Raw genomic sequence first — 23,586 nt, 5'->3', positions numbered from 1 at the left:
TATCGATAAAAATAGTGTTGTCGGCAGTAAGCTCTTGATCTTCAATGAGGTATTTTACGTTAAGGTTTAGCTTACCCTTATCAATCTCGCGGCCAACATAAGTGGCAGTGAAAGGAGTAAAGTCGCTCATTTGCACATCATTTAATAGCAAGTTGAAATTGGTATACAAGGTCTCAGATAATAAATTGACACTACCGGTTAATTTAAGCGGGGCAAATTTATTTATCTTACCTTGTAAATCAATGGTTGCTCGGCTATTCACTTTACTCGAAAGGCCCTTAATTGTTGCTTGTAAAGGCTCTATACGCATTTTATAACGCGGACTTACTGAATAGTCGGTATAAACCAAGGCAGAGGGATTCAGTTGAAAATGTTTAAGGTTAATTACCGCGGTATTACCTGCTTCAGCAGCTTCGTGGCGTTGCTCCATACGCTCTTTACGAATGCTAGCAACATTCATAACACCTTGTTCATTACGCTGAGCATTAAGCCATAACTTATCAATAGTGACCTTGTCTATGTCTATGGTGTTTTCTGGCTGAACAATATTAAGGCCTTGAACTGAAACTTTATTAATACGTATATAATCTTCATCTTTGTCTGTAACTCGGCTACGCCAGTTATTTAATGCCATATCGCCAGTGATAAGGAGTTTTTCCGGGCTGGCAGCCATTGATATCTTGGCGGCAAGCGCTTCGACATAATTAATATGTAATTTTGCATCAAAATTACCGGCAATCAGCTCTGAAATAATAAATTGATGCATATAAGGCTCAATGCTAAGTAATGGCACCGTTTCGGCGTTAAAGTCGAGTTCGGCTGTTAGCGGATATAAGGACAGCTCTCCATTGGCGGAAATATTACCAGTTTGTTCAACAACCGCTGAAAAGTCTAAGGGGAACATAGCCTCTGCTTGTAAGTTGAACTTAGCTAAGTTCATATTAATAGCCGTTAAATGTACCTGGGTTGCTACATATGTGGTGTTATCGGTTAGTTTTAATTGGTTATTTACTAGGCTTATTTTATCAATAGCTAGTTGCAGTTGTTGTGGTGCAGTAGTTTTACTTTGTGGTTTAGCGCCTTTTTCATTAGGGCTTTCTTCGTTAGTGCTTGGCGGTAACATTTGCAGTAAATTCAGCTCTCCGCTTTTACTACGAATGACATTTATTAAGCTGTCAGTAAGCACAATTTCTTCTAGTGTGGCTTGGTTTTCTGGTAATGAATAATTAAGACCATTGATGGCAAGACTGCTTAATTGCACATCATCAATGTTGGCAGATTTTTGTTTTATGAATAAATCAGTAAACAGCAGGTTAGTATTACTGACCTTAAGTATCATTTCTGGTTGAGACAGATCGATGGCATATTCGGCACTGATATTTAATTCACCTGAGCTAAGTGCCGTTGGCAGGTCCTCTTGAAAATATTGGTACAGTGTTGGCAGGTCAATACCGTCTATTTTAATTTTACCGGAAGAGCGTAATGGTAAAATAGTGACATGACCTTGCCATTCAAGGCTAGAGCCTATAACACCACCGGCAGAGGTTGCTTTTAGCTTATAGGGACTATTTAACTCTCGTTGTGTGGTGAAGTTATTCAGTTCAATAGTTAATGGGCCAACGTTGGCATCAAATGGCTCTTGTTTAGCATGGTCGGTAAAGCGTAAATTTAATTGCTCAATATTTAAACGCGAGATTAGGATCTCTGGAATAGCACTTTCTTCCGCACTCTCTTCAGCATTTTTTTTAGTTTTTGTGCTGCTTTGCGAGCCAATAAGTTCATCAAAGTTACTACTGTTATCTTGGTATATCTGGTAGTGCAAGTGTGGGGCTTCTAGGTTGAATTCATCAAAAGTCCATAACCAACGAAATAGTGAGGACATTTGGAAATTGACAAATAAGCGCTTAAATCCGGTAAAATCGTCACCATTTTTATCGAGTATTTTTAATTGTTTAACTTCAAGGGATAAGTAAAAGGGGTTGATATCAATATCTGCCACTTGCAGGGTATATGAGGAGTTTTCACTGACTATGGCCGGAAGTTTTTCTTTGAGTAAATAAGGCGTCAGTAAACCTAACAGCAAGGCATAAAGAGCAATGGTGCTGAGCGCTATTAAGGTTATTTTTAATAACTTCTTATTGTTTTGTATAAACGTATTAAATAACATGATTTACCTTATCTATTCCATTGTTATTTATGGTAATTCATATGTTTTCTCAATACTACTGTATTTTGCTTAAATGTAATTTTTGCTAACTTATTGTGATCAGGAAGGCACGACAGTATTTTTAATTACTGTCGTTGGCTAAGGCTTAATTAAGTATAAGTTAGGTATTAGTTAAGTTTTGGCTAGGCGTTGGAGTATTGCTCTTTATTGCCTAGCCAACGTTGAATCAATGCTTGCGCACATTCAGGATGCTGGCGTGATAATAAATACGCCTGTTGCCGTATTTCAGGAATTAGGTAACCATCTCGTACCAGATCGGCAATTTTAAGATCGGCTAAACCGGTTTGTCTGGTGCCTAATAACTCACCAGGACCGCGGATTTCCAGATCTTTTTCTGCGATAACAAAACCGTCATTACTTTCACGTAATACTTTTAAGCGTTTAACGGCAGTTTTTGATAGTGGTGCTTTATACATTAATACACAAAAAGAGGCGACAGAGCCTCGACCAACACGACCACGTAATTGGTGCAGTTGTGCTAACCCTAAACGCTCTGGGTTCTCAATGACCATTAAGCTGGAATTAGGCACATCAACGCCTACTTCTATGACTGTAGTGGCGATAAGCAAGTGAAGAGCACCGGCTTTAAAAGCATCCATCACTTGTTGTTTTTCAACCGCCTTCATCCGCCCATGTACTAAGCCAATTTTTAATTCCGGTAGTTGTGCTGCTAATAAAAGCGCAGTTGCTTCGGCAGCTTGGCACTGTAATACTTCCGACTCTTCAATTAAGGTACATACCCAATAAGCTTGTCTGCCATCATTAACACAGCCTTGGCGAATACGTTCAATAACATCCCCACGGCGTGAATCAGGTAATGCCACAGTGTTTATTGGAGTGCGACCTGGAGGTAATTCATCAATAATAGAGGCATCTAAATCCGCATAGGCAGTCATCGATAAAGTACGAGGAATAGGTGTTGCCGTCATGATCAGTTGGTGTGGATACTTGTTATCAAAGACACCTTTTTCCCTCAGGGTCAGGCGTTGATGAACACCAAATTTATGTTGCTCATCAATAATAACCAGTACCAGGTTTTTAAAGATCACATCGGCTTGAAAGAGCGCATGGGTGCCAATAACCATCTGCATTTTACCACTGGCTATTTGCTCAAGGGCTTCTCTTTTCGCCTTTACTTTGGTTTTTCCGGCCAACCAACCGACACTAATATCTAGCGGGGTAAACCAGTTGGCAAAGTTAATCGCGTGCTGTTCGGCAAGAATTTCCGTCGGTGCCATTAAGGCAACTTGATAGCCCTCACTAATGGCCGTTAAGGCGGCAAGCGCTGCCACTAAGGTTTTACCTGAGCCGACATCACCTTGAACCAAGCGCATCATAGGCTGACTTTTAGCCAGGTCAGTTTTTATTTCATCAACCACACGAGTTTGCGCATTGGTTGGCGTAAATGGTAATGCTTTGAGGAATTTTTGATTAATTTTTTCATCACCCAACAAAGGTAACGCATCATGCACATCACTATTTTGTCTGAGCTTAAGCATGCTCAGGTTGTGAGCAAGTAACTCTTCTTTAATTAATCGTTGCTGTGCTGGATGACGGCCTTGCTCTAATTGCTCAATAGAAACATCGGGCGGTGGTCGATGAATAATCGCTAAGGCATCACTGAGCGTGTATTGCTCATTAAAAATATTACTTGGCAGTAATTCTTCTACCTGACCGCGCTGTAAGCGAATTAAAGCTTGTTCGGTTAAACTGCGTAGTGAAACTTGTCTTAAGCCATCGGTACTGGGGTAAACCGGTGTTAAGGTCTCTTCTACTGAGGTTAATGCTCTATCGTCATCAAGGGCTTTGTACTCAGGATGAACTATTTGATAACCACGAGGACCACGCTTTATTTCACCATAACAGCGAATGTTGTTACCAATGGCTAAGCTATTTTTTTGACTGGCGGAAAAGCTGAAAAAACACAGTTGAATACTGCCAGTGCCATCATGGAGAGTAACCACCATCATGCGTCGTTTACCGTGGGTGATCTGGTTATCGGTAATTTCGCCAATAATATTGGTTGAGGTACCCACTAATAATTCGCGCACTGTGCTGACACGGGTTTTATCTTCATAACGCATAGGTAAATGAAAGAGCATGTCTTGCACAGACAGCAAGCCGATTTTCTCAAGTTTTTCAGCTAGACTAGGCCCAACACCCTTAAGAGTGCTGAGCGGAATTTGCGATAGCTTAGTGAGAGCTTCCAGTGCCATTGTTAGTATTTAGTCATCAATGTGTTGCCAAGCTTTTTTGTTCATTTGCATTTTTTGCCACCATTTTTCATCAGCGACAATTTGACCTGCTTCATCAATTTCAGGATAAGGCAAACCTTTACGCTGACAAGCCTCGGCAAAGATAGGATGACCACCTTCAAATAAAGTACGTTGACGACGTTCATGGCTCAAGCGCGGTTGATCATACATACCGGCTAATTGACGCTGGCGCTGTGCTTCGTATAAAACTACCGAACAAGCAACCGAAACATTTAGTGATTGCACCATGCCAACCATAGGAATAACAATGTGGTGGTCAGCTAGTTCTAGTGCTTCTTTTGAGGTACCAAACTTCTCCTGGCCTAAAATAATGGCTGTAGGCTTGGTATAATCAATCTCGGTAAAATTCACTGCAGTATCAGACAAGTTGGTGACTAATACCTGCATGCCCTGTGCTTTTAACGCGGCAATTGCATCGGTAGTTTTATGGTAATTATGCACGTCAATCCAATTCTGACTGCCGGCAGCACTACCACCTCGTACTTCCGCCTCTTCACTCTTCCATACGGCATGAACATCACTAATACCAATGGCATCACAAGTACGTACTACGGCGGCTAAATTATGGCTTTTATGCAGGCCTTCCATACAAACGGTTAAGTCTGGCTGGCGTTTGTCTAACATGGTATTAATGCGTGCTAATCTTTCTGGAGTCATGCTTTTAATCTTTTAAATGATTTGAACTAATATGTGGCTTTTATTAGTTACTTAAACTTAGTCTGGAGCGCCTAATAGGCAAATAAATGCTATTTAAGCAAAGCTGTCAAGCTGTGAGTTCATGGAGCTTATATCTATAAGTGACTTGAACTGACAGCGTAGACAATGCCGATTAAATAGTATTAATGAAGGCTATTTTTAATTGACGCTAGGAAGTTCCATAATACCGTCAATTTCAATGGCCACATCTTTAGGTAATCTTGAAACTTGTACCGCAGCTCTTGCTGGATAAGGCTGGCTAAAGTAACGGCTCATAATTTCGTTAACCGTAGCAAAATTGCTTAAATCGGTTAAGAAGATATTTACTTTTACCATATTGTTAATTTCACCACCGGCTGCATCACAAACGGCAACTAGGTTTTTAAATACTTGCTCTGCTTGTGCAGCAAAGTCACCTTCAACAACTTGCATAGTTTCAGCAATAAGAGGAATTTGTCCTGATAAGTAAACCGTATTATTTACTTTTACCGCTTGGCTATAAGTACCAATGGCACTTGGTGCTTTGTCTGTACTGATAATACTTTTCATAATACGTCCTGTTTAAACTGTTTTATTTAGCATACCACTAAATAGTTATGTAATTTGTTAGTTTACTAATGAGCAATAACCGCTGTGGTTATTTATTACGGATAACCCGTTGCACATCAATCATCACTTTAATCTTGCGAATAATATCAGCTAAATGAATACGGTCACGACAGGTGATTTCCATGTCTATTACGTATAAACCTGCTTCTTTTTCACCTGAGTTTAAGCTGTGCACATTAGAGCTACATCGAGCAATAACATTAGTTAATAATGCTAAGGCACCTTGATGGTTAATTATTTCAACTCTAAGCTTAGCAATAAATTCTTTATCGATATCATTGTCCCATTTTACTGGGAACAAGCTGCCTTGGTCATGACCCTTGATATTACGGCAACCTTGCTGATGTACCATCAAGCCTTTACCTGGGCTTAAGTAAGCTACAATGCCATCGCCAGGGATAGGGCGACAACATTTACCGTAATTGACTAACATGCCTTCGGTGCCTCTTATCGGCATTTTAGCTTTAGTACTGTTAGGATCTAGTTCGGTATCTTCGGTAAAACCATCGGTTAGCTGACGAGCAATACCGATACTGAGGGCATTGCCTAAACCGATATTAGTCAGTAATTCATCAAAGGTCTTATTGCCACTTTGTTGCACTACTTCATCAATTTTTTCTTGCGCTAAATCTTTAAGCTTGGTTTTACCCAAGGCGTGACTTAATAAACGAATGCCTAACGCATGGGATTCGTCTTTTTCACAACTTCTTAAGTAAGTTCTGATTTGTAAGCGTGCTTTAGCAGTAACAACAAAGTTTAACCAAGTCGCATTAGGTCTGGCTGCCTTAGAAGTAATTACTTCAATGGTTTGCCCTGAATCTATCGGCTGGCTCATTGGGTAAGGTTTACGGTCTACCTTAACACCAACACAAGAGTTGCCAACATCAGTGTGCACTGCATAAGCAAAATCGATTGCCGTGGCACCCATTGGTAGCTCAATAATGCGGCCATCAGGGGTAAAAACATAAATCTCTTCAGGAAATAAGTCAGACTTAACGTTTTCAATAAACTCAAAAGAACTACCGGCACTTTGTTGCAGTTCAAGTAGGCTTTGCATCCAACGACGCGCTTTCATTTGCGCTGTTGTGCCGGTGTTCTCACCGTCTTGTTTGTAAAGCCAATGCGCGGCAACACCTTTATCCGCCATTTGATCCATATCATGGGTACGGATCTGAATTTCTACCGGAATACCATGAGGACCAATTAACGAAGTATGCAGCGATTGGTAACCATTAGTTTTAGGAATGGCGATGTAATCTTTAAAGCGTGATTCAATGGGTTTGAACAGGTTATGCATGGCACCTAAAGCACGGTAGCAGTTGTCAATTTTCTCATTAACGATTACACGGAAAGCATAAATGTCCATGACTTCATTGAACATTAATTCTTTATTAAGCATTTTTTTATAAATTGAATAGAGATGTTTTTCTCTACCGACAATTTTTGCATCAATGCCGCTTTCTGCTAAACGTGCGGCAATTTCTTTCTCAATGTTATCAACAATAGCTTTACGATTACCGCGGGCACTTTTTACTGCAGATTTTAAAGCACGTGAACGCATAGGATAAAGCGCTTCAAAGCCTAAAAGCTCTAATTCATTTTTTATATCATGAATACCCAAACGGTTCGCTATTGGCGCATAAATCTCTAAGGTTTCACGGGCAATGCGACGGCGCTTATCCGGTCGTAAAGAGCCAAGGGTACGCATATTATGTGTACGGTCGGCAAGTTTAATTAAAATAACACGAATGTCTTGCACCATGGCAAGTACCATTTTACGGAAATTTTCCGCTTGCATTTCTTCTTTGTTATTAAACTTTAATTTATCGAGTTTACTAACCCCTTCAACGAGTTCAGCTACGGTATGACCGAACAATTCAGCTAATTCATCTTTGGTTACTTCGGTATCTTCAATAACATCGTGTAATAAAGCCGCCATGAGTGTTTCATGGTCTAAGTGCATTTGGGCTAAATTAATCGCTACGGCAACCGGATGAGTAATATAAGGATCACCACTTGAGCGCATTTGACCATCATGGGCATCACGCGCAACTATATAAGCGTGTTTAAGCAGGTCAACTTGTACTTTTGATAGGTAGGTAGAGCTAAGTTCTTTTAACGGTTCAAATAGGTACACCTAATACTCCAAATTAAGGGGGAACATGGGGGTAATTCGAGTATATACCCTAGTAATAAATTCATGTTACATCGAAATGCACGATTCAGCGAGCATTAAAAGGCTTATACCCGTTACCATTCAAAGTACTCGATTTCAGTGGGAATTAAAATGACTTTAGGCAAGGAGAAGAACGTAAACATAGTCAGTCTATATTTTTGTTCTTTAACGCCGCATAAAGTCATTTAAAACCCATCGCAGAAGCGCTTGAGCAACATCACTTCATCGTTACATCAATTTGAAATGGAATAACCATGGCTACATTGATATGCCTTGAATTGAAATTGCTCAAGCACTCTGAAACATGTATCTTGAATGGTAACGGTTATATCGGTAAGGCCTTTATCGAAGAGAAGGTTTGATTAGAAGAATACGCTCTATTTACAAGGAAAAAATAAAGCTTAAGCAATAAAAAAACGCGTAACCTATTTTCTGACATAAGCAGAATGAGGTACGCGCTTTTAAGTGCTTAAAACTAAGTCCTTCTCTAAATAGAAGGAGTTAACTCTAGCTTAATTCGTCTTGTTGACCACCAACAATCGCTGCAACTGCATCTAATTCAGCAGTATCTTGCTGGATTTGCTGTGCACGATCAGAAGTGTTCATAATATCTGTAGTAATTAAGCCTGCTTCGATTTCACGCAAAGCAATTACCGTTGGTTTGTCGTTTTCGACTTCAACCAATGGCTCTTTTCCGCCCGTTGCAATTTGACGAGCACGACGTGATGCAACTAGCACCAAATCAAAACGATTACCGACTTTTTCTACGGCATCTTCAACAGTTACGCGAGCCATCTGGTCACTCCAACTAATAAACGAACTTATAAAATAGCTGCGTAGTTTACTGCCCACTCATTAATTAAGCAAGTAATACCATGTGTATTAAGCCACGCAACCGAGGAAATATTTTATTATCTTACTTATTCAGCAGATTACTAAACAATTCTAGCTGAGCAATGCTCTGTTGACGACATTTAAGGCGCTGATTATTTACAATAGTGGTTAGATCAAGCAGGGCTTGGTCAAAGTCATCATTAACGATAATGTAATCAAATTCATTATAATGAGAACATTCAGCTTGCGCCTGTTCCATACGACTGGCGATCACTTCTTCACTGTCTTGACCACGACCACGTAAGCGACTTTCTAGCTCTTCTTTAGAAGGAGGGCTAATAAAGATAGTGGTTACGCTAGGTTTCTTCATACGAACTTGTTGAGCGCCTTGCCAATCAATATCAAGGAATACATCAATACCTTGGGCAAGTTGTGCATCGATTGCCGCTGCAGAGGTACCGTAATAGTTACCAAAGACTTCGGCATACTCATAGAAGGCATTATTACTTATTTGTTTTTTGAACTCTTCAACGCTAACAAAGTGGTAATGTTCAGCATTATTTTCACCAGGACGAGCATCTCGAGTGGTATGAGAAACCGATACCTGCATAGCTCTAGCGGATGCTTGGTTATCTTGCTTTAGTAAAGCATTGATTAGGCTTGATTTCCCTGCACCACTTGGCGCAGAAAGAATAAATAAATTACCGGGAACAGTCACAGGGTTTTCCTTTAAAACAAACTTGAATCACATATGAGTAGTACTAAATTGAGTGATTAGTTACTCCATTTAGTTATAAATTTTTGCCAATAAAAAAGGCTGAGACATATTTTACTCTATTAGAATAAAAAAAGCTCAGCCAGATTTTATTTATACTTACTATCTGTGATTTATTGCCGTACTAAAGCACTTTAGCAATAGATTTCGCTAAGTAATCAACATTACTATTGGCAATGCCAGCGATACTCATACGGCTAGAACCTACCATATAAATGCTGTATTCATCTTGTAGTTGTTGAACTTGCTCAGGGGTAATACCTAAGAAAGAGAACATACCATTTTGACGTTGAATAAAGCTAAAGTCGCGAGTTACGCCATTTTCTACAAGCTTATCGACGATTAATTTACGGTTGCCATTAATACGATCACGCATTTCTTTTAATTCGCCATACCATTCGTTACGCAATTCATCAGAACTAAGGATAGTTTCTACAATGGCTGCGCCATGTGCTGGAGGCATAGAGTAAATAACACGTACCACATAAAGTAATACCGACTTAGCGATATCAACCGCTGTGCTTGATTCGCCAATGATGGTACAAGCACCAATACGTTCACGGTACAAGCCGAAGTTTTTAGAACATGAACTACAAACGATCATTTCTTTAACTGTTTCTGCCATTAAACGTAAACCGTAAGCATCTTCGTCTAAACCAGAACCGAAACCTTGGTAAGCCATATCAATTAATGGCGTGAAACCAACACTTTTAGCTACTTCAGCAACTTGTTGCCATTGCTCTTTATTTAAATCCATACCACTTGGATTATGACAACAAGCGTGTAATAACACCACATCATCACTGCTGACATCTTTAAGCGCATTTAACATGCCGTCAAAGTCTAAGCTCTTATTTTCATGATCATAATAAGGGTAAGTTTTAACGTTTAAACCGGCAGCTTTAAATAAACCGGTATGATTTGCCCATGTTGGGTCACTTACCCAAATGGTAGCGCCGGCTTTACACGATTTGATAAATTCAGCAGCAACGCGTAAAGCACCAGTACCACCAGGGGTAGATACGGTACGAGCACGATTTTGGTTTAATACTTTATGCTCAGCGGTAAAAATAAGCTTAGCCATTTCATCATTGAATAACTCTGAGCCAGTAGGACCAATATAAACTTTGGTGTCTTCTGTCGTTAGGCGATGTTGTTCAGCTTTTTTTACACAATTAAGTATCGCAGTGTGACCTGCTTCATTTTTGTATACACCAACACCTAAATCGATTTTATTTGGGTTGTTATCTTTTCTATATTTAGCTAATAATCCAAGAATTGGATCGGCAGGCAAAGCCTTTAAACTACCAAACATGACAGAAGTTTACCTTATGTTAGATGAGAGCTTGGTAATAAGGCATCATTGCGCTTATTAGCTTAAAAGCTCTAATTTTTTTAGTTAACTAAGCATAACCTAAGATTAAGGCGTAATTAAAGTGATTTTTACACCATAATGTGGCAAATATAAGATTAATTTGTACGGTGATGGGTCTTTATTTTATAAGTGCCACTAGAATTGTTAAATAAAGCCATGAGTATTTATCCGTGAATAATAGTTACTAAAAACTATTAGTGAGTGCGGCAACAAGGCCAATAACACCGCCAAATATGCCGCCCCAAACCACTAACCAGCCTAAATGTTTTTTGATCATTTTTTGAATTATCTCTTTGACTAACTGCGGAGTTAATTCATTAAGGCGCTTTTCGATAATATCGCTAACTTTATCCCGCATGCCGGAAATTATATCCGGTTGCTCCAATTCTTCACGCAACAGGGTATTAAATTGCTCACTTTGGGTGATATCTTGCATTGCGAGTTTCATCTTGGCAATAAAGGGGTCTCTCATTGGCTGAATTGCTTCGCTGCCGCCAACCATGGCGAGCATTGGGCCAAATGACGATTGTTCAATAACTTCAACTAAACTATTGAACGCAGGACTAAGGTCGACTTTATCAATAACCGGCGATAAGTTAATGGTACTGGCTTTTCCTGAACTATCAGAAAGAAAGCGGTCGATGTTTTGTTCAGTAAAAAACTCTTCCATCATCAATTGACGAATAGCGACTTTGAACTCTTCAAAACGGGCAGGAATAACGCCAGAGCCATAAAGCAGTGGTACTTTTTCAAAGAGCATATGCACGGCCAGCCAGTTAGTGACGGCACCAGATAAAGCGAAAAGACCTAAAGTAAAAAGCAAATGTTGCTCGCTAACATAGCCGCCTAACGTACAAGTTAACGCAATAAGGTTGGTGATAAGGCTTTTGTTCACGAAACACTCCACAATGATTTGGTTAAATTATAAAAGTGGCTATGATAGCATTTAATTTACTTATACCAATTCCATTAAATTTATTCAGCTCTAGTTATGCTAAATTCAATGACTTTATCGCTGTTAATAGGTTTGGTATCTCCATAAAAATAGATAAAGGCTCTGCCATGAAAGTTTCCTTAAAAACTGTACTGACCTTAACGACATTATTTTTTATTAGTGCTTGTGGCGCTGATAATTCAGCAGATTCAATGTGGCGCAAGTTGTCACTTGATAACACTGTGTTGTTAACTTTACCCCATGGCAAAGTCGTTATTGAACTGGCGCCGCAATTCTCGCCAAAAAATGCCGGACAATTTAGTAATTTAACCCAGCAAGGTTTTTATAATGGCACTAAGTTTTACCGTGTTATCGACGGTTTTGTTGCCCAAGCAGGGCCCAAAGATGGTAGTAAAAAAGATAAATCAGTACCGCTATTAGCAATGGAATCGGAATGGCACACAGATAAGACATGGCGCTTCACCCCAGTACAGCAGCAAGATTTATTTGCCGAGAAAACTGGATTTAAAGACGGCTTTGCCTTGGCTTATCAAGCGGATGAAAATGCTAATTCTGGTAAAGCTTGGTTAACGCATTGCCCTGGTACCATCGCCATGGCTAGAAATAATGAGGCAGATTCAGCTTCAAGCCATTTCTATTTTGTTATTGGCCAAGCGCCGCGCTATTTAGACCGTATAATGACCATCTTTGGTCGCGTGGTTTACGGTATGCAGCATATTCAAGCAATACAGCGCACTGAAGTTGTGGAAGGGGATTATGCGGTCGATCATCGAAATTTTACTGAAATCATTAGTATGCAATTGATGAGTGATGTGACAAAAGATGAGCAAATTCACCTTGAAGTAGAGAATACAGAATCAACGGCCTTTGCTGAACGCATAGTGAAACGCCGCAAACGGAACAATGCCTTTTTCTATAAAAAACCACCGCCGGTACTTGATGTATGCCAAATTCCTATTAGAAGTCGGTTAGTTAAGTAAGGTTTAGTTAGGTTTTTAGTTTGTAGCTATTAAGTTGTAACGATTCGGTGGTTTTGTTTGTTTGCAGGTGTCCTGATTTTAGTGACATGTTAATATAGGTTATTAATAGTACATATTATACCAATCGGACCACTTAATTAGTCCGATTGGTATTACCTATAATTAATTGCTAACTAGAGTCGATATCTTGCCGATTTTTTCATTAAACCTATGCAAACAATATTTCCTTGAAATAATAGCAAAGCGCAATGCCCTAGCTGTTACTACTTTAATGAGTATCTCAGCACTAAGTAGCCATGCTTGGGCCGATATTCAACCACGTAGTGCTAGCCTTAATTATTCACAAAAATCGCTCTCCAATGCGGGTAAACCTGCGCTTAGGTGTACAGTTTGATTACTAGCTAATACCAATCCCACTAAGTATGTGATCATTTCTACTTGCTAAAATTACCAACTACTTCGTTATTTATTTAATAATTAGAACAACTAGTTATTAAAGTAAATGTCTTGTATTTGGCAATTTTCTCTACGTATAAAGTAGATCACCTAATTAATGGAACTGGTATAACTAGTAAATAGTACTTTATACGGCTGGTTTATAGCTAATACTAATAATATCAAAAATACGTTCACCTTCAGGGGTTTTTACTACCACTTCATCATCAACGGCTTTGCCTAATAATGCTCGTGCCATAGGAGAATCAATACTGATCTCTCCTCGCGTAACGTCCCATTCATCCGGACCAACTAGGCGGTAAACTACTTCAATATCATCTTCATTAATTAGAGTGACCCAAGCACCAAAAAATACTCGACCTTCTTGCTGATGGTCTGGATACACTATGTTTAAGTCTTCAGTACGTTTCATTAAAAATCGTACCCGGCGATCAATCTCACGTAAACGTCGTTTTCCATAAATATACTCAGCATTTTCACTGCGATCGCCTTGCGCTGCCGCTTCACTGACGGAGCGAGTAATTTTAGGGCGCTCGTCTTTCCAAAGAAACTTTAGCTCTTTATCTAAACGGTCCCAGCCTGCGCGAGTAATATAGTTTGATTTCTTCATAGATTACTTGTTAATAATGACTGTACTAAGTATCAACATAATATCAAAAATGTATAGCATATTGGTATAACTAAAAAACAACGACCATACTATTAATTAGATTTTCTATTGCCTAGGAAGTGTCAATGAAAGCATTGATTGTTGAACCATCGAGAGTTTACCGATTATTACTTCATGAATTCTTATACGGCTTCTCAATAAGTCATGAGGAAGTCTCTACCGGCGCAGCCGCATTAACAGCGCTAAGCAGTAATAAAGTTGATCTCGTTGTTGTGGCAATGAATTTAGTCGATATGACCGCACTTACCTTAGCAAAACAGATAAAAACTATCTCTGGTATGGAGGATAGTCAAATTGTGGTCATCACTGGTGAGCAAGAGCAAAGTAAGCTAGCGAAAATGAAAACCATTGATGTTAATTATGTTTGCCAACGTAATGAATTGCCTAAGTTTAAAGATATTTTAATGGGATTAACTAAAGGTCATTTAACAATAGCGCAAATAACAGGTCAAATCTTATATATTGAGGACCACCTGACCTTAGCAAATATGACCAAGGATATTTTGCAGCAAATGGGGCTAGTGGTCGATCATCATAAAACGGCGGAAGCCGGTTTGCTTCACTTTGAAAGTGCCAATTATGATTTGGTGCTATTAGATATTTTCTTACCCGGCGATAAAGATGGCATTGCCATGATTGAGGAAATTAGAGCAAGAACGGATGAGAAACAATTAACGCCTATTCTAGCTATGTCAGCCATGACTAAATTCAGTCAAAAGATTCATGCTCTGCAAGTCGGCGCTAATGACTTTATTAGTAAACCTGTGATTCAAGCGGAGCTTATTGCTAGGGTAAAAAACCTTGTTGTCGCTCGACAACTTTTTATAAAAATGGTCAGCCAGCAACAACTATTAGAGCAACTAGCGATGACGGATCAGCTAACGGGTTTGTATAATCGTCATTATTTAAATGCCGCAATACAGCCAGCACTTAATTTAGCCAAGCGACACAGTTATGCCTTATGTTTAGTGATGATAGATCTTGATAAATTTAAGTACATCAATGACACATTTGGTCATGAAGTTGGTGATGAAGTTTTAGTGAATATTGCTAGTGTGCTGCAAAAGAACTGTCGGCTAGAAGATGTCGCTATTCGTCTAGGCGGCGATGAATTTTTATTGGTGTTACCTCATTGCGAGCAAAGGCAAGCGCAGAAAATAGCCAGCAGAATATGCGTGGAAGTGAGCAATATTAATTGCAGTGCAGCAGAGGTTAAAGTGGCGGCTAGTTTTGGTGTTAGTTCTACCGAGCCGGGTGGTTATATTTTTAAAAAACTGTTGAATTTAGCCGATAAAAGTGTCTATAAAGCAAAGGCGCTGGGTGGTAATACTGTCGATTTCTTAGAGTAATGTCGTTGAGTATAACTTAGGTAATTTTCGTCAGAATAATTTTCTGTTATCATGCCCTCCTACTCTTAATCTTGTTGGAATCTCAATTCAATGTTAACTATTGCCGAGCAAATCGCTCAAGAACTCAATGTTAACGCGGTACAAATTAATGCCGCTATTACCTTGCTTGATGATGGTGCTACCGTGCCATTTATTGCCCGTTACCGTAAAGAAGTTACCCAAGGTTTAGATGATAACCATCTTCGTCACTTAGCACAGCGGTTAAGCTATTTACGTGAGTTAAATGATCGCCGAAAAGTTATTTTAACGAGTATTTAGTAGCAAGATAAACTCAGCCCTGAGCTGGAAAAATCAATTCTGCAAGCCGATAATAAAACCCGCTTAGAAGATTTATATTTACCCTATAAGCCGAAGCGCCGTACTAAAGGCAAGATTGCCAGTGAGGCAGGTATAGCGCCTTTAGCGAACAAACTATTTAATAACTGGCAACTTTCTCCCGAACAAGAAGCAAAAGCTTTTATTAATCAGGCGGCAGGATTTACTGATGTAAAGTCGGTACTTGATGGCGCGAGTTATATTTTGGCCGAACGTTTTAGCGAAGATGCCAATTTATTAGCAAAGCTACGTCGTCACTTATTAAAGCAAGCACACTTAACCAGCAAACTAGTTAAAGGCCAAGAGAAAGCTGGTGCCAAGTTTAGAGACTACTTTGCGCACAGTGAAAAACTAAGAACCGTACCTTCCCATCGTATGTTAGCGATGTTGCGTGGCCGAAATGAAGGGTTTTTACAACTTCATATCGATGTCGATCCCGGAGAAGAGGCAAGGGTATGCAGTAGTGCTGAGCAAATGATTAGCGAGCACTTAACTTTACGCTTAACTAATCAGGCCGCTGCTGAGTTTTTAACTAAGGTTGTACAACTCACTTGGAAAGCTAAATTAAGTATCAGTTTAACTAATGAATTGGTAACTAGCTTACGTGAGCAAGCTGAAACCCAGGCGATAGATGTTTTCTCTAATAACCTTGCCGATTTATTGATGGCTGCTCCTGCTGGTCCACAAGTCACCTTGGGTTTAGATCCTGGTTTAAGAACAGGCTGTAAAATTGCTATTGTCGATGGCACCGGTAAGTTATTACATACAGCTACCATCTTCCCACATGCGCCGCAAAATCATTGGGATAAGTCAGTAAGAACCTTAGTTAATATTTGTCGTCAACATAAAGTCGAGTTAGTGGCTATTGGTAATGGCACCGGCTCTCGTGAAAGTGATAAATTAGTTGCTGAAGTTATGCAAATTTTTAAAGCTGATGAAAGCAAAGTTCAACTTATTAAAATGATTGTCAGTGAAGCGGGCGCATCTGTGTATTCTGCCTCTGAATTTGCCGCCAATGAATTTCCAGACCTTGATGTGACAATACGGGGTGCTGTTTCCATTGCTCGACGATTACAAGATCCCTTAGCTGAGTTAGTCAAAATTGACCCTAAAGCAATAGGTGTCGGTCAATATCAGCATGACGTTAGCCAGAGCCAGTTGAGTAAAACCCTTGATGATGTCGTTGAAGATTGTGTAAATGCTGTTGGTGTTGACTTAAACAGTGCCTCTGCAGCGTTATTAACCCGTGTTTCAGGGTTAAACAAAACCATGGCTAATAACATTGTTGCTTTTCGAGATAGTGAAGGGCGCTTTACTAATAGAAAGCAATTGAAAAAAGTTGCCCGTTTAGGGCCGAAAGCTTTTGAACAATCAGCGGGTTTTTTACGTATTACAGGTGGTGATAATCCATTAGACCAATCTGCTTTGCACCCGGAAAGTTATGCCTTGGTAGAGAAGATAATCAAGACATTACAACTTGATATCTCTCAGGTGCTAAATAACAGTGCACAATTAAGTGCTTTAGACATAAGCAAGTTAACAAATGATGATTTTGGTGCCGTCACGGTAAAAGGAATTATTGATGAGCTAACAAAACCGAATAGAGATCCACGTCCTGAGTTTAAAACAGCTAGTTTTGCTGAAGGTGTAACTAGCATGGCAGATTTAACCTTAGGTATGATACTTGAAGGAGTGGTTTCTAATGTTGCTAACTTTGGTGCTTTTGTTGATATTGGTGTGCATCAAGATGGGCTAGTACATATTTCTTCAATAACTAATAAATTTATCAGTGACCCGCGGGAAATTGTCAAGGCGGGGGATATTGTTAAGGTGAAAGTGTTGGAAATTGATGTTGCTCGCAAGCGTATCAGTTTAACGATGCGCTTAGATGAGCAAGTTAACGCAGCCACTAACAAGCCTTTTCAGACAAAAGATAATGGTAAAGGTGATAACAATAAAGCAAAAAATCAGATGAACAGTAGGAATAATCAAGGAAAACCTGCAGTAAATCAAAATAAATCAAAAGGTAAAAAAGTGGACAATGCCGCTATGGGTAACGCTTTCGCCGATGCTTTTGCTAAGCTGAAAAAATAAAAACAACTATTTTAAATTAATTGTTAAAATAGTGTTGACTCTCGTAATGAGAATGATTATTATTTGGTTAGTTGCTTAGGCAGTGAATGCTCTCTCACTAAATAAGCAGCAGTAAAGTATGGAACTTAGTGGTTATGCTCCAGGACACATAACCACTAAGTGACCACTTTAGGATTCTACCGAGTTCTGCTCAGTTCAATTCGACTTTAAAATTTTTGATGGTTTAGCCAGTAACATTTTCTTGATGGAAATGTGTTACTGGCTTTTTTATGCCTGTAATATCAAAAAATTAATATTTAATAAAATTTAACAAATAGTGTTGACAATATAAATGAGAATGATTATCATTACCTTGTTGCTTAGGCAGTGAATGCTCTCTCACTAAATAAGCAATAGCAAAGTACGGAACTTAGTGGTTATGCTTCAGGACACATAACCATTAAGTGACTACTTTAGGATTCTACCGAGTTTTACTCAGTTCAATTCGACTTTAAATTTTTGATGGTTTAGCCAGTAATATTCTCTTAATCGACAAATATTACTGGTTTTTTTATGCCCTTTTTAAATGATTACTTCGTTAGGGGCGTTGGTATTAGTACTTTGTTATTGCAGCTAAATTTTAAAGCGACCAACAACCTCAGACATGGCATTACTGCTGACCTTCAATTTCTGGCTCGTTTCACTAAGCTGTTCGGTAGTCGCGAGAGACTCATCGGTCATTCCCGCTAAATCATTAATACGTAAATTAACCTCATCAGCAGCTTGGCTTTGTTGTTCAGTCGCTCTGGCTATTTGTGTATTCATATCAGAAATAACTTCCATCAAACGGTCAATTTCAGAAAGGGAATCATCTGCCTTTGCTGTTTGCTCAACGGTTTTCAGAGAAATGTCTTGGCTGACTTTCACCGCTGCTACGGCTTCTTGCGCTCCAGCTTGTAATTTTTGTATCATTTGTTGAATTTCATTGGTGCTTTGTTCAGTACGATTAGCTAAAGTACGCACTTCATCGGCTACCACGGCAAAACCACGGCCTTGCTCACCAGCGCGTGCAGCTTCTATCGCGGCGTTTAGCGCTAACAAATTTGTTTGCTCAGCAATGCCTCTAATCACATCCAGAACAGAGCCAATATTGTCACTTTCAGAAGCAAGGCTGGCAACCACTTGACTAACTTCATCAATATTGCTCGACAGAGATTGCATTTGTTTGATGGTATGAGAGATGATTTCTTTGCCGTCAGAGGTGTTATTTCTGGCATCATTTGCGGCTTGCTCAGCAGAGCTAGCATTATCACTCACTTCCTTAATTTGTGAGGTCATCTCTTCCATTGCAGTGGCCACTTGCACGGTAATGTCGTTTTGGTTTTGTATTAACGATTGAGTGGTATCACTAGCGCCAGAAACAGCTTCGGCATGGTCTAAAACTTGTGAGGTATTATTGGCGACATCTTGTAATAACTGCCGCATTTTACCAGTGAACTCATTAAAGTAGTTAGATAAGCGAGAAATTTCATCTTGACCGCTATCATCTAAAGACTTGGTCAGATCACCATCACCTTGGGCAATATCTTTCATTAATTCAGCCGCTGATCTGGTCGGAACTAAGATGCTATTACCAATAACATAACTTAAGCCAATGATCACAAGGGTAATAACAACGCTATTTATTATGATCATATTGCGTTGCTCGGCAAAGGTCGCATCAATATCATCTAGGTAGGTGCCTGTACCAATAATCCATTGCCAAGGAGTGAAGCCTTTAACAAAACCAATTTTGTCGACCGGATCATCAAAGCCAGGTTTAGTCCATTTGTAGTAAACAAAACCTTCCCCCTTAGCCTTGACTATATTCACCATATCAATAAATAAAGCTTTGCCATCAGGGTCTTTCACACCACCGATATTCTTGCCATTGAGTTGTGGTTTTATTGGGTGCATTATCATGTTCGGGGTAAAGTCGTTAACCCAAAAATAATTGTTGGTATCGTAGCGCAAACTGGCAATAATACTTAAAGCCTGTTTTTGTGCTTGTACCTCAGTAAGCTCCCCTTTTTGCTGCAAGCTATATTGATGTTCCACAATGCCGTAAGTGCTATCTATTAATTCGTTGGTGGTGAATTTTTTTTGTGCCATTAAGGAATGGTATTCTTCTGACAAGCTTATGGCACCTAGCGCAGTGATACCAATAATAATTAAAACCACCAGCATGGCTAACCTTTGCTGTATGCTGAATTTACGTAAAAAATCCATAAATGACTATTCTCTATTAGCAAGCTGTATTTATCAGTTTAGTTCAATTTTTATCATAATCATAAATATAAAATATAAATTAAAGCGTTGAAAAAAGGACAATTAATTACTGAATTTTCAGGAGACTTATGTGTTATTTACTGTCCGTTAGTGGAATGTTTATTTTAAAACTTTTACCCTGGGCTTGTTCTGTGATCAGCTCTATGGTGCCTTTTAATTTTTGGGTAACCAGATTGTAGACAATATGTGCTCCTAGACCTGAGCCCCCTTGGCCTCGCCTCGTGGTATAAAAGGGTTCAAATAATTGCGCTTTAGTGTTTTCATCAAGCTTGCAGCCATTATCGCCATAGATAAGTTCAAGACTCTGTTGTGAGGCCTTAACATCAATGGTGATTTCACCCTTGATGTCGTTTTTCTCAGTAAAGGCGTGCACTAAGCTATTGATGATTAGGTTATTAGTGATCTGTGCAAGGGCTCCGGGATATGAGTTAATAACTATGTCCTTCGCGCAGGAAAGTTTAATAGTCACCTGAGCTTGCTTTGCTTTTGGCCTTAATGTTCTAAGCACATCTTCTAAATAATCATGCACATTAAGGGTGCGAGCATCATCAACAACGCTATCAACAGCAATAAGCTTAAAGCCCTCAATTAACTCAACAGCCCGGCTAATATTTCGTAAGGAAAGGTCAAAACCTTGTTCAAGTTCATCGGTAAACTTTGACAGTTGCTGAGAGCTCAATGTTTTATCGTCCATCGCCTTAATAATAGTGTGACATTTTTCTTTCATAAAACTTATTGAGGTGAGTACTGTGCCTATAGGAGTATTAACTTCATGGGCGACACCCGCGACTAGCCCACCTAAGGAAGCCATTTTTTCATTTTCTAGTAACTGGCCTTGGGTAAGTTTTAATTGTTCGAGTGTTTTATTTAACTCACTATTACTTTGGCTCAATGCTTGGGTTCTTTCTGTTACTCTGAGCTCTAAACCTTCATTAAGTGAATTAACGACCTGTTCAGCTTTTAATCTCTGCGTGACCTCAGTTACTAATTTGGCAATGGTATCTAGTAGCTGTTTGGCATGACTTTCCAGTAATTCACGTTTTTGCTGGTGGAAGTTAACTTGTTCAAAGAGCTCTTTAGGGGACAGTTGTAATTGCGCAAAAAAGTGGGAAAAATAAGTGGCTAATTGCTGTTCCTCATCGGCATCGATTAAATTAATGTTATTAAAGGCTTTATAGGATGAGGCCATACCAATGGCGCCGGCTAAAGCATTAAGTGCGGCATTTTTTAACGAAGACAATTCAACGATATTAATATTTTCTTGATCATGTATTTCAGCTTTTACTAACGATTGTTGTAGTTTTGACTCGGCTAACTCTTCAGGTAGATATTGCAGAAAAACTTCTGTGATAAGTAGCTTCTTATTGAGCAGGTTAATATCGGCGGTTGTGCCTGCAGCAAAATTGTCTTTAAGGTATATATTTTTAATATCAACAAATTGGTGTGATATTTTTTGTTCCTCTTCAGACATTTTAGTAAATAAAGAAACGCCGATGTAGCAAAGAATATTGGCAAGTAAGCTCCATATAAGTCCATTGGTAAATGGGCTGATTGCTTGAATGGCAAAAAGTTGCTCAGGGTTAATCCAATAAAAGAAGCCACTATCTTGAGATAATATTGACCAATCTAGCCAGCCAGAGCGAATTAAAGATGGCAATAAAGTGCAATAAAACCATACACAAGCACCAATAGTAAGTCCGCTGAATGCACCGGACAAATTACCTTTTCGCCAAATTAGTCCGCCTATTAATGCTGGCGCAAATTGTGCGGTGGCAACAAAACTTATGCTACCAATATTGACAATAAGTTGAGAGTCACCAATAGCGCGATAATAGAATAGGCTTAAGAAAAGAATGGCAAAGACCATTAACCAACGTAAAGGTAAGATTTGACGCTTTAAGGCTGACAGCGCAGGAGTCTGCATGATAACCGGCATCAAAATATGGTTGGTCAGCATGGTGGATAGCGTCATAGCACTGATCATTATCATTCCTGTTGCTGCAGCAAAGCCACCTAAAAAGGTAATAAGGGCGATAAAAGGTGCATGGTTTGCTAACGGCTGAGTTAACAACAATATACGTGACGACTCAAGAGCTCCTGGCGTTATTAAACCGGCTAATGCCACTGGGAAAGTGAACAAATTGATCAGTAATAAATACAGTGGAAAAAGCCATTTTGCTCGGTCTAAAAATTTTGCATCACTACATTCAACAATGCCAACATGAAATTGTCTGGGCAGTGTGATAATGCCTAAAGCACCAATGAGCATAAAACTGAGCCATTGCTGGGTAGATATGGTCAGCACTTTGGGATTTAATTGCGCCTCATGGGCAAACTCCGCAAATATACTAAACACCCCGGGCTTGATCATGTAGCAAATCCAGAGGCAGCCAATGAGCATAGCTAATAATTTTAGAATACTCTCTCCCGCCAACGCGACCATCATACCGGGATGTTTTTCGGTTGGATCTATATGACGGACACCAAAAATAATGGTGAAAAATGCCATCATCAAAACAATAATAACATCTAAATAATCAAGAAACGCTAAGGTCTGCTGGGAGTTATCGGTCAGTATTTGAAAACTATCAATGACCGATTTTAATTGAATGGTCAAATAGGGAGTGATGCCAATTACGCACAATAAGCTAACTAATGCCGCTAACCCTTGCGACCTTTTATAACGGACCGAAATAAAATCGGCAATACTGGTGGAGTGAAACTCATTTTTTAATAGCACCATTTTCTTTAACAGTGGCGTCATAAAAATGAAGGTTAAGGTGGTACCTAGGTATAAGGCGACTGGAAATAGTCCTTGTTTAGTCGAGACGGCAATATTGCCAAAAAATGTCCAGGAAGTACAAAAAACAGCCAGGCTTAAGGCGTAGGTATTGGCAGAGTTACGTATTCGTTTAGCTGCTTTACTGTCTGACTGACCCCATTGAGCCAAGAAAAATAGCGAAATAATATAAATGGCTAATAAGATGAGTACCTGGCTAAATGAAATCAATTATTGTGATTCCTTTAACGCTGAATCAGTTTTCTTGGCGCTTTTATTCTCGTTCTGTGCGGGGCTTAATGCCGATAACAAAATGACCAATGACCAGCTAATAAAAATGAATAACCAGTTTTCTAACAAAGATACTTCATCGGCAAGAACCAGGGGCATGATAAAAGCCAGAAAAGCGAGTATCGCTAGGAAGGCTTGTTTACCTATATTCGGGGTCATTTTATCAGCCTATAGTGCGGGAATAATACTTCAGTATAGGTATAAAAAGTTTCTTTTATCAATCTATGTCATCGAATAGGAAAGCTTATGTTTTCCCATAAAAAAAGGGAAGCAAATGCTTCCCCATAAAATAACCTCAACGAGGTTAACTAACGCAAGGTGTTATACCAATTCTATTAAATTATTACCCACTTGTACTGGTT

Annotated in this window: 15 protein-coding genes and 1 pseudogene; 3 read left to right on the top strand and 13 right to left on the bottom strand. The window is 39.3% G+C overall.

Going from position 1 to position 23,586, the window contains the following annotated elements:
• From HRT50_RS02940 to HRT50_RS02900, 9 genes are all read right to left on the bottom strand, one after another.
• Positions 1-2,167, bottom strand: a 2,167-nt coding sequence (locus tag HRT50_RS02940; RefSeq protein WP_291611180.1) for a DUF748 domain-containing protein, incomplete at its 3' end; no start/stop codon positions are given.
• Between the two features lie 182 nt (positions 2,168-2,349).
• Positions 2,350-4,443: an ATP-dependent DNA helicase RecG gene (recG, locus tag HRT50_RS02935; protein ID WP_291611178.1), complete on the bottom strand. Its 2,094-nt coding sequence runs from the start codon at positions 4,441-4,443 to the stop codon at positions 2,350-2,352.
• Positions 4,444-4,452: 9 nt separating this feature from the next.
• A complete protein-coding gene (trmH, locus tag HRT50_RS02930; protein ID WP_291611176.1) occupies positions 4,453-5,160 on the bottom strand; it encodes a tRNA (guanosine(18)-2'-O)-methyltransferase TrmH in 708 nt (235 codons plus the stop codon).
• Positions 5,161-5,358: 198 nt separating this feature from the next.
• Positions 5,359-5,751, bottom strand: a complete 393-nt coding sequence (locus HRT50_RS02925; protein ID WP_291611200.1) for a RidA family protein — start codon at positions 5,749-5,751, stop codon at positions 5,359-5,361.
• Positions 5,752-5,836: 85 nt separating this feature from the next.
• Positions 5,837-7,945 (bottom strand): bifunctional GTP diphosphokinase/guanosine-3',5'-bis pyrophosphate 3'-pyrophosphohydrolase, encoded by a 2,109-nt coding sequence (gene spoT, locus HRT50_RS02920; RefSeq protein ID WP_291611174.1) that lies wholly within the window; start codon positions 7,943-7,945, stop codon positions 5,837-5,839.
• Positions 7,946-8,491: 546 nt separating this feature from the next.
• Entirely contained in the window at positions 8,492-8,779 is a 288-nt protein-coding gene (gene rpoZ, locus HRT50_RS02915; RefSeq protein ID WP_291611172.1) for a DNA-directed RNA polymerase subunit omega, read from the bottom strand.
• Between the two features lie 121 nt (positions 8,780-8,900).
• Positions 8,901-9,536, bottom strand: a complete 636-nt coding sequence (gmk, locus tag HRT50_RS02910) for a guanylate kinase (RefSeq protein ID WP_291611170.1) — start codon at positions 9,534-9,536, stop codon at positions 8,901-8,903.
• Positions 9,537-9,717: 181 nt separating this feature from the next.
• Positions 9,718-10,908 carry an amino acid aminotransferase gene (locus HRT50_RS02905; RefSeq protein WP_291611168.1) on the bottom strand — a complete coding sequence of 397 codons (1,191 nt, stop codon included), beginning with the start codon at positions 10,906-10,908 and terminating at the stop codon, positions 9,718-9,720.
• Positions 10,909-11,152: 244 nt separating this feature from the next.
• Complete coding sequence (locus HRT50_RS02900; RefSeq protein WP_291611166.1) at positions 11,153-11,863, bottom strand: DUF445 domain-containing protein; 711 nt, start codon at positions 11,861-11,863, stop codon at positions 11,153-11,155.
• A gap of 41 nt (positions 11,864-11,904) precedes the next feature.
• Between HRT50_RS02900 and HRT50_RS02895 the strand changes: the two genes are divergently transcribed.
• Positions 11,905-12,903, top strand: a complete 999-nt coding sequence (locus HRT50_RS02895) for a peptidylprolyl isomerase (RefSeq protein ID WP_291611164.1) — start codon at positions 11,905-11,907, stop codon at positions 12,901-12,903.
• 583 nt (positions 12,904-13,486) lie between these two features.
• Here the strand turns inward: HRT50_RS02895 and greB are convergent.
• Positions 13,487-13,969: a transcription elongation factor GreB gene (gene greB, locus HRT50_RS02890; protein ID WP_291611162.1), complete on the bottom strand. Its 483-nt coding sequence runs from the start codon at positions 13,967-13,969 to the stop codon at positions 13,487-13,489.
• 125 nt (positions 13,970-14,094) lie between these two features.
• Between greB and HRT50_RS02885 the strand changes: the two genes are divergently transcribed.
• Positions 14,095-15,378, top strand: coding sequence for a diguanylate cyclase (locus HRT50_RS02885; RefSeq protein WP_291611160.1), 1,284 nt, complete (start codon positions 14,095-14,097; stop codon positions 15,376-15,378).
• Positions 15,379-15,468: 90 nt separating this feature from the next.
• Positions 15,469-17,847 (top strand): annotated as a pseudogene (locus tag HRT50_RS02880) (Tex family protein).
• A 612-nt stretch (positions 17,848-18,459) separates the two neighbouring features.
• Here the strand turns inward: HRT50_RS02880 and HRT50_RS02875 are convergent.
• The 3 genes from HRT50_RS02875 to HRT50_RS02865 form a co-directional block, all read right to left on the bottom strand.
• The gene (locus tag HRT50_RS02875; RefSeq protein WP_291611158.1) at positions 18,460-20,094 is read right to left on the bottom strand and encodes a methyl-accepting chemotaxis protein; all 1,635 of its coding nucleotides are present in this window, start codon (positions 20,092-20,094) and stop codon (positions 18,460-18,462) included.
• 133 nt (positions 20,095-20,227) lie between these two features.
• A complete protein-coding gene (locus HRT50_RS02870) occupies positions 20,228-23,164 on the bottom strand; it encodes an ATP-binding protein (protein WP_291611155.1) in 2,937 nt (978 codons plus the stop codon).
• Entirely contained in the window at positions 23,165-23,383 is a 219-nt protein-coding gene (locus tag HRT50_RS02865; RefSeq protein WP_291611153.1) for a hypothetical protein, read from the bottom strand. It lies immediately after the preceding gene.
• Positions 23,384-23,586: the final 203 nt, after the last annotated feature.

Origin of the sequence: Colwellia sp. (genome assembly GCF_013215345.1) — a bacterium.
In the GTDB taxonomy this organism is placed as follows: Bacteria; Pseudomonadota; Gammaproteobacteria; order Enterobacterales; family Alteromonadaceae; genus Colwellia.
The sequence above is the reverse complement of the archived record's forward strand: the minus strand, read 5'-3'. Positions and strand labels throughout refer to the sequence as shown.